This is a genomic window from Siphonobacter sp. BAB-5405, assembly GCF_002872335.1.
Classification (GTDB): domain Bacteria; phylum Bacteroidota; class Bacteroidia; order Cytophagales; family Spirosomataceae; genus Siphonobacter.
The window spans coordinates 1-7,088 of record NZ_NJAG01000075.1 but is presented as its reverse complement, the minus strand read 5'-3'; the positions used below and the strand labels follow the sequence as shown (position 1 = coordinate 7,088).

Below are 7,088 nucleotides of genomic sequence, written 5' to 3'. Positions count from 1 at the left end.
GAAAGAAATCGAACTTATCTATTTGCATCGGCTCTACCAGCTAATTCATACTTCTATACTCATGAGGCGTTACGCCTACTTTCTGTTTGAAGAACCGAGTAAAATGCTGAGGGTACTTAAAGCCCAATTCGTACGAAATTTCGCTAACGGATTTATTGGTATCAAATATCCATCCCTTCGCTAGATTAATGATATGAAGCTGAATGAATTCTAAGGCCGTTTTGCCCGTTTCCCTTTTGATGACATCCCCGAAATAATTAGGGGATAAATGTAACTCACGGGCAAAGTGAGCAACCGTGGGTACGCCCTCGGTTTTGAGCTGGTCACTGCGTAAATACTCCTTTAATTTCAATTCAAACTGCTCGACAATTCCTTGATTGGCCTGCTCGCGGGTGATGAATTGGCGGTCATAAAAGCGGGTACAGTACTTGAGCAGCAGTTCAAGATTGGCTACAATCAACGCTTTACTATGCCGATCAATGTTTTGACTGATTTCGGTAGTAATATTTCCCAAACAGGCATTTACCGTTTCTTTCTCCTTATCAGACAAATGCAAGGCCTCATTCGACTGATAATCGAAAAAAGAGTATTCGTGAATCTGCTTGCCCAGGCTCGTGCATTTCAGCAAATCGGGATGAAAAATCAGGGCTTTGCCATAGGGCTGGTGCATTTCCCCCTCCGGTTCGTTAGTAATGACCTGCCCTGGTGCAAAGAAAACCATCGTGCCTTCGGCATAATCATAATACTGATTGCCGTAACGTAAATCCCCACAGTGCGTTTCTTTAAGGATGACCGCGTAGAAATGCACGGTAAACTTTGATCGTGGCAGAAGCTTCGACTGATTCAGATCCACCCAGTTAATGAGTGGGTGCAGCGTTCGGTTATTAAACCTATCGCTATACTTTTTTATCGTATCGTAGACGATCATGCCTTTGTTTTTACTCAAATCTACGCCCTATATAGACACTTCTTACCAGGAACGGTAAAAGTGGTAGACAAAACCGTAAAATGTATACAAGAAGTTGTCTTCATGAAAGACACTTTTGTCTACCATTGGACACTATTTTAACTAACTTCCTAGATTACTGGCATTTACTGTAGAACTTACTTATTAACGCTACCAACCCCGGAATCATTCAAATGGGCGATCTGATGCTATATGGGTCCTATACGCTAGTTCTCTTTTATGAATACTTCCGCACTTCGTATGCCTACACCAGGCTTGGCAAAATTGATCACCCAGCCGCTTTGGCAGCGGCTTTAGAATCGGGTGACATATCCATTTCTTTTCAAATCGAGTAATAACTGCAACGTGGGTCTATGATCGGTTATCATACAGCTAAAAAACTGACTTTATGAGTACGCACAACAACGAGCCAAATCCTAATTCTTCCTCCCGTCGCTCTTTTTTGAAGCAGTCGACGGCCCTTACCGCCATCGCCTTCACGCCCGGAGCGGCCGTTTCCGCCGCTCAGAAAGGCTGGGATGAGCAGGTAGCCCTGGCGTTTGAACAACTCCCCTTACGCCTGAAAGTTAACGGAATCGCCCAACAGGTGAATGTGGAGGCCCGGGTGACCCTGCTCGATCTTTTGCGAGATCAGCTACACCTTACGGGCACCAAAAAAGGCTGTGATTACGGCCAGTGCGGAGCCTGCACCGTGCACGTGAATGGCGAGCGGGTGAACTCCTGCCTTACCCTGGCCATCACCACTGAGGGCTGCCAGGTAACCACCATTGAAGGACTAGCCAAAGGGGAAGAACTACACCCCATGCAGCAGGCTTTTCTCAAACACGATGGATTTCAATGCGGGTACTGCACCCCTGGACAAATTATGTCCGCGGTCGCCTGCATCAAGGAGGGCCACGCCGACTCCCCCGAAGAAATTCGTCGAGTTTATGAGTGTAATATCTGTCGCTGCGGAGCTTATCCCAACATCGTCAATGCTATTCTGGAAGTTAAAGCGAAAGGAGAAAAGCTATGAATCCGTTTCAATACGTGAGAGTTTCCAGCTCTCAGTCAGCCCTCACGGCTCATGCCAAAGAGAAGGGGAGCTTACTTTTTAGCCGGCGGTAACCAACCTTATTGATCTGGTAGAAACGGGAAGTTATTGTTCCCGAAAAACTGGTGGACATCAACAAGTTACCAATGGCTACCATTGAAGAGATTTCTACGGGCCTGCGGATTGGAGCCCTGGTGAAGAACTCTACGCTTGCTGAACATGAGGTAGTCAAAAAACACTTTCCGCTGCTTTCCTTGGCTTTGAATGCCGGAGCTTCGGCCCAGTTACGCAACATGGCTACGGTTGGCGGAAATATGATGCAGCGGACGCGGTGCTCCTACTTTTACGAAACGTCCATGCCCTGCAATAAACGCAGCCCGCTAGAAGCTGGTCCTGATAAAAATCAGCCAACGGGCCCTCGGGCTGTGGAGCGTTAGAGGGTGTGAACCGGATGCATGCCATCTTTGGGGGCTCTTCCAAATGCATTGCCGTGCACCCGAGTGATATGTGCATTGCGTTGGCAGCCCTGGAAGCCACCGTGCAGATCCAGGGTTTGAAAGGAGTTCGAACCATTTCTTTCGCTGATTTCACCGCCTGCCCGGAGATACGCCTCAAAAAGACAACACCTTACAGCCTGGTGAGTTAATTGTATCCATTGAGCTTTCCAGCAATGACTTTGCCCAGCATTCGCATTATGTAAAGGTGCGGGATCGAAGCTCCTATGCCTTTGCGTTGGTTTCAGCCGCCGTTGCGTTGGAGATGAAAGGAAAAACCATCCAGCAGGCTCGACTGGCTCTGGGCGGGGTTGCCCATAAACCCTGGCGGCTGCCCCAGGTCGAATCCTTCTTGCGGGGCAAAACGGCCAGTGAAGCTGTATTTAAAGAAGCCGCTCAGTTAGCCATGCAGGGGGCTAAGGGCTATGGACACAATGATTTCAAACTTACCCTGACTCCTCAAACCATCATCCAGGCGTTGAAAGGAGCCTCTAACCTAGCCTGATCCATGGAAAAGAATCCAAAAAATCCACCCATCGACCGGGTTGACGGGCGAATGAAAGTAACGGGAGGAGCCAAATACTTTGCCGAATTTGAAATGCCTAAAATGGCCTATTGCGTCATCGTCGGCAGTACCATTGCCCGGGGTAGCATCACTGGTATTCAAACGAAAAAAGCCGAAGCTTCTCCGGGGGTGCTGGGGGTATTCACCCATCTCAACCGTCCTCCTATTCCAGGTTGGGATTCGCCCGTCACGGGCAATGCCAACGGACCAGCCCCGGCTCCACCCTCCGGGGGTGAAACCTACCGTATTCTTTCGGGAAAAGAAATCCTCTTTGACGGCCAGCCGGTGGCTATGGTCGTAGCCGATACGTTTGAAAGAGCTACTTACGCCGCTTCACTGGTGAAGGTAAGCTATGCCAAACAAACATCACATACGGATGTGGGCAAAAACCTGAGTAAGGCCATTACGCCTAAGGGACCCCGCTTTGCCGACTATACCCGGGGAGATCGTAAGGCTCTGGAGTCCGCTCCGGTGCAGCTGGAGTCGAACTACAGTATTCCCATTGAAGTGCATAACCCGATGGAACTTCACGGCATCCTGGCTCATTGGACAGGTCCGGAAGAGATCATGATTTATGCTAAAACACAGGGGGTAATGGCTACGCAACAGGCCATGGCTCGGGCGTTTAAGATCGATGCTAAAGGCATCCGCGTGCACACTGAGTTTATGGGTGGAGGCTTTGGAATGGGCCTTCGAACCTGGCCCCAGGAAGTAGCCACCGTAGCTATTGCCAGGAAGCTGGGACGACCCGTTAAGCTGCTGATGACGCGAAGTCAGATGTTTACGCTGGTAGGTCACCGTCCCTATACCCTGCAAACCATTCGCATGGGGGCCGACGCCAATGGAAAACTGTTGGGTATCGTCCACGAAGCCACCGCCGAAACGGCCAGCTACGAAGATTTTACAGAGGCTACTGTCAACATGACCCGGTTTATGTACGAGAGTGCCTACCTGGAAACTCGCTATAAAATCGTCCCGCTGGACCGGAGCGTACCCATCTGGATGCGGGGACCGGGCGAAGCCACGGGAGCCTTTGCATTAGAATCGGCCATGGATGAGATGGCCCATCAGCTCAAGATGGATCCGATTGAATTCCGACTCAAAAATTATACCGAAACGGACCCTGAGCGAAACCGTCCCTTTTCCGCTAAAAACCTCAAAGAAGGCTACGAAAGAGGAGCGAAAGCCATTGGCTGGAATCAGCGAAAAAGTGAACCCGCTTCCATTCGTGAAGGGGACTGGTTGGTCGGCTACGGCATGGGAACGGGAACGTTTAATGCTTCTCGCGGACAAGCAACCGTACGGGCTATTCTGAAATCCGATGGGTCGTTAACGGTTCAGTGTGCCGTAACGGACATTGGGCCGGGTACGGGAACCGCGATGACCCTGGTTGCTCATCAGGTTCTGGGCGTACCCCTGGATCGAATCAAGGTGGAATACGGGGATACCACCCTTCCCCCCGGCCCCATGCAGGGAGGCTCAACGGTAACTTCCACCGTCGGCTCAGCCGTCATGGATACCTGTACTCTGATTAAAAAAGAGCTGGCTCAACTGGCAACTGGAGCCGGGGGTCCCCTACAGGGGCAGAATCCCGAGGACCTGGTCTTGGAAGAAGGTCAGTTATACGCCGGAAACAATCCATCCAAGAAGGTTTCCCTACTAGAATTGATGCAGCAGAGTAACATGCCTGTCATCGATAAAACCCAGTTATCCAAAGGCGGAGACGAGCAGCAGAAGTATTCCATGTACTCCTTCTCTTTACATTTTGTCCAGGTGAACGTGCATGCGTTGACCGGGGCAGTGAAAGTAACGAAAGCCATTAGCATTGCCGATGCGGGTCGCATTGTAAGTCCCAAAACCGCGGCCAGTCAGATGATCGGCGGGGCCGTCGGTGGCATTGGCATGGCTTTAACGGAAGAAGCTCTCATCGATCACCGCTTGGGAAGATTTGTCAATAACAATTTCGGGGATTACCACGTGCCCGTACACGCAGATGTGCCAGCCATTGAAACCATTTTAATCGATAAGCCTGATCCCTATATTAATCCGATGGGTGCTAAAGGCATGGGAGAAATTGCCATCATTGGTTTTGCGGCTGCGGTAGCTAATGCGGTTTTCAATGCTACGGGTAAAAGAATCCGGGATTTGCCCATTACCCCTGACAAACTGATAGGACTTGTTTAATTTCCATGGGATCAGTAGTATATCTAGTACTATTTGATCCCATGATGATCAATACATCTGACCAAGAAGCTGTAGCATGGCAACACTGGACAGTGAGAGCTTGTTGCCCAGAACTACATTTTACCCTAAGAGATCTACTATGACCAGTGCTCATTCTGACCAGCAGTCCAAGACTAACTCCACTATATTTAAGCGGCTCAAAGCGGGAGAACTTCTAAGAAAAGATGATCCCGAATACCCGGATTTTGCTGAAGTAGTTTCACGTACGATTCATTTATGTATGGAAATGAACGCTACCGCCACTGGGATAGATCAGGTAAGAGAGAAACTCAGTGTAATTGTGGGGTACCCTATTGATCCATCGACAACGATTTTTCCTCCCTTTCATACCAATTTTGGTATTCACATTCAATTGGGAAAAAACGTTTTCATTAATCACGCCTGTTCTTTTTTAGACATTGGTGGAATTATTATTGAAGATCATGTACAAATCGGTCCCAGAGTAAATCTTACCTCTGAGAATCACCCTATAGATCCGCTTGACCGTCAAACGCTCATTCCTAGCCCAGTAGTCATCAAGCGAAATGCCTGGATTGGAGCTGGAGCCACCATTCTTCCCGGAGTTACTATCGGAGAAAACGCAATCGTTGCTGCGGGTGCAGTAGTGAACCGGGACGTTCCCGAAAACACCATTGTTGCTGGGGTTCCGGCTAAGATTATTAAAACTTTGTAGTATACTATATCTACTGGTCAACCTTTCTCAAGCTTTTAAGATAAGTATTAATGCATGTAAGCCTGTACGAGGTACACTATGCTGAATCTACTTACTATACAGGATGAAAGTAGATCAAAAGCTTTCATCTTGTATTGGAATAAACTTGTCAATTTTCAAATAGCCTTATTGATTTCTTATATCCTAGCTATAATATAACAACCATTAATCATAAATATTAAAAATATGGTAATCATTATCAAATTTCTAGTAGATACTCTCTCTTTAATTTAAGTAATTTGCTACATACCTACTATTATCAAAGCCTTCTCATCATTGCTTTCAAAGTCATTATCTAATTGAGAAAATTCTTAAAAGGGTTGATTTAAAAATCTTGGAGAATGAAAAGAGATAAAGTAGGTAAGCAAAGACTAGCGAAGCTTAGAGCGTTTGTAATAGTTCTTGTATGACCCTTTTAGCAAAAAGGTGATTTTACGGCCAACCTTCATTGTCAGCCAATTTAGCGAAAAAAGCGGTTCATGAAGCGAGCGGTTGCGTTCACCCGTTCAATGCGTTGAGCTGCCGTTTGAAGAGCTCTTAGGTAGGGTTTGTAGACCAAGGCAATGACTCCTTTCTTAAGTCGATAGTCTTCATTAGTCAGTCGGAAGGTCTCATACTGGCAATAACGGAAATCGTGAAAGTGATAAAACACGAGTGGACTAAGTATGGAAGAATCTTGCAACCAAACCTGCTTATTTGATTCAAAATAGTTATACTGTGTGCTGTTCCATGGAGCTATGCCACCTCCCAGATGCTTCAACACATGAACCCCTTCAAAGCGGGTGGTCCAATCGTCCAGATACTTTTGATCACCAAATTTTCCGTCTTCAAATCGACAATAACACCACTCCAGACAAGCTTTTTCCCACCAACCTAGTACACGCAGGCCAGCTGGGGTGCGTTTAAAGGTCATAAACTGCACGCAGTAGATACCGCAGAAAGCCGACTGATCATATTCAGAACTGTAGCGATGCTCGGTGATGAGCACAGAGGCTTTTCCCATTTCGCCAATCAACACCCCGGGATCTGAAAAAAAAAGCAGGTCCGCATCCAAGTAGGTGCAGGCCTCTAGA

General features: G+C 47.7%; 5 protein-coding genes and 2 pseudogenes. 5 read left to right on the top strand and 2 right to left on the bottom strand.

Annotated features, from left to right (window positions below; translation table 11 throughout):
• Positions 1-40: 40 nt before the first annotated feature.
• Positions 41-928, bottom strand: coding sequence for an AraC family transcriptional regulator (locus BWI97_RS25500; protein ID WP_094816114.1), 888 nt, complete (start codon positions 926-928; stop codon positions 41-43).
• A 182-nt stretch (positions 929-1,110) separates the two neighbouring features.
• Between BWI97_RS25500 and BWI97_RS25495 the strand changes: the two genes are divergently transcribed.
• From BWI97_RS25495 to BWI97_RS25475, 5 genes and pseudogenes are all read left to right on the top strand, one after another.
• Complete coding sequence (locus tag BWI97_RS25495) at positions 1,111-1,302, top strand: cyclophilin-like fold protein (RefSeq protein ID WP_369679215.1); 192 nt, start codon at positions 1,111-1,113, stop codon at positions 1,300-1,302.
• 53 nt (positions 1,303-1,355) lie between these two features.
• Positions 1,356-1,982, top strand: a complete 627-nt coding sequence (locus BWI97_RS25490; protein ID WP_102203325.1) for a (2Fe-2S)-binding protein — start codon at positions 1,356-1,358, stop codon at positions 1,980-1,982.
• Positions 1,979-2,999: pseudogene (locus tag BWI97_RS25485) on the top strand (xanthine dehydrogenase family protein subunit M). Before BWI97_RS25490 ends, BWI97_RS25485 begins: the two are co-directional and overlap by 4 nt.
• A gap of 3 nt (positions 3,000-3,002) precedes the next feature.
• Positions 3,003-5,243, top strand: coding sequence for a xanthine dehydrogenase family protein molybdopterin-binding subunit (locus tag BWI97_RS25480; protein WP_102203324.1), 2,241 nt, complete (start codon positions 3,003-3,005; stop codon positions 5,241-5,243).
• Between the two features lie 139 nt (positions 5,244-5,382).
• Positions 5,383-5,976 carry a sugar O-acetyltransferase gene (locus tag BWI97_RS25475; protein ID WP_094816160.1) on the top strand — a complete coding sequence of 198 codons (594 nt, stop codon included), beginning with the start codon at positions 5,383-5,385 and terminating at the stop codon, positions 5,974-5,976.
• A 499-nt stretch (positions 5,977-6,475) separates the two neighbouring features.
• Here the strand turns inward: BWI97_RS25475 and BWI97_RS27795 are convergent.
• Positions 6,476-7,088: pseudogene (locus BWI97_RS27795) on the bottom strand (glycosyl transferase); the annotation flags it as partial.

Coding starts and splice junctions, on each gene's coding strand:
- BWI97_RS25500 (WP_094816114.1), bottom strand. CDS start 928: ATGATCGTCTACGATACGATAAAAAAGTATAGCGATAGGTTTAATAAC.
- BWI97_RS25490 (WP_102203325.1), top strand. CDS start 1,356: ATGAGTACGCACAACAACGAGCCAAATCCTAATTCTTCCTCCCGTCGC.
- BWI97_RS25480 (WP_102203324.1), top strand. CDS start 3,003: ATGGAAAAGAATCCAAAAAATCCACCCATCGACCGGGTTGACGGGCGA.
- BWI97_RS25475 (WP_094816160.1), top strand. CDS start 5,383: ATGACCAGTGCTCATTCTGACCAGCAGTCCAAGACTAACTCCACTATA.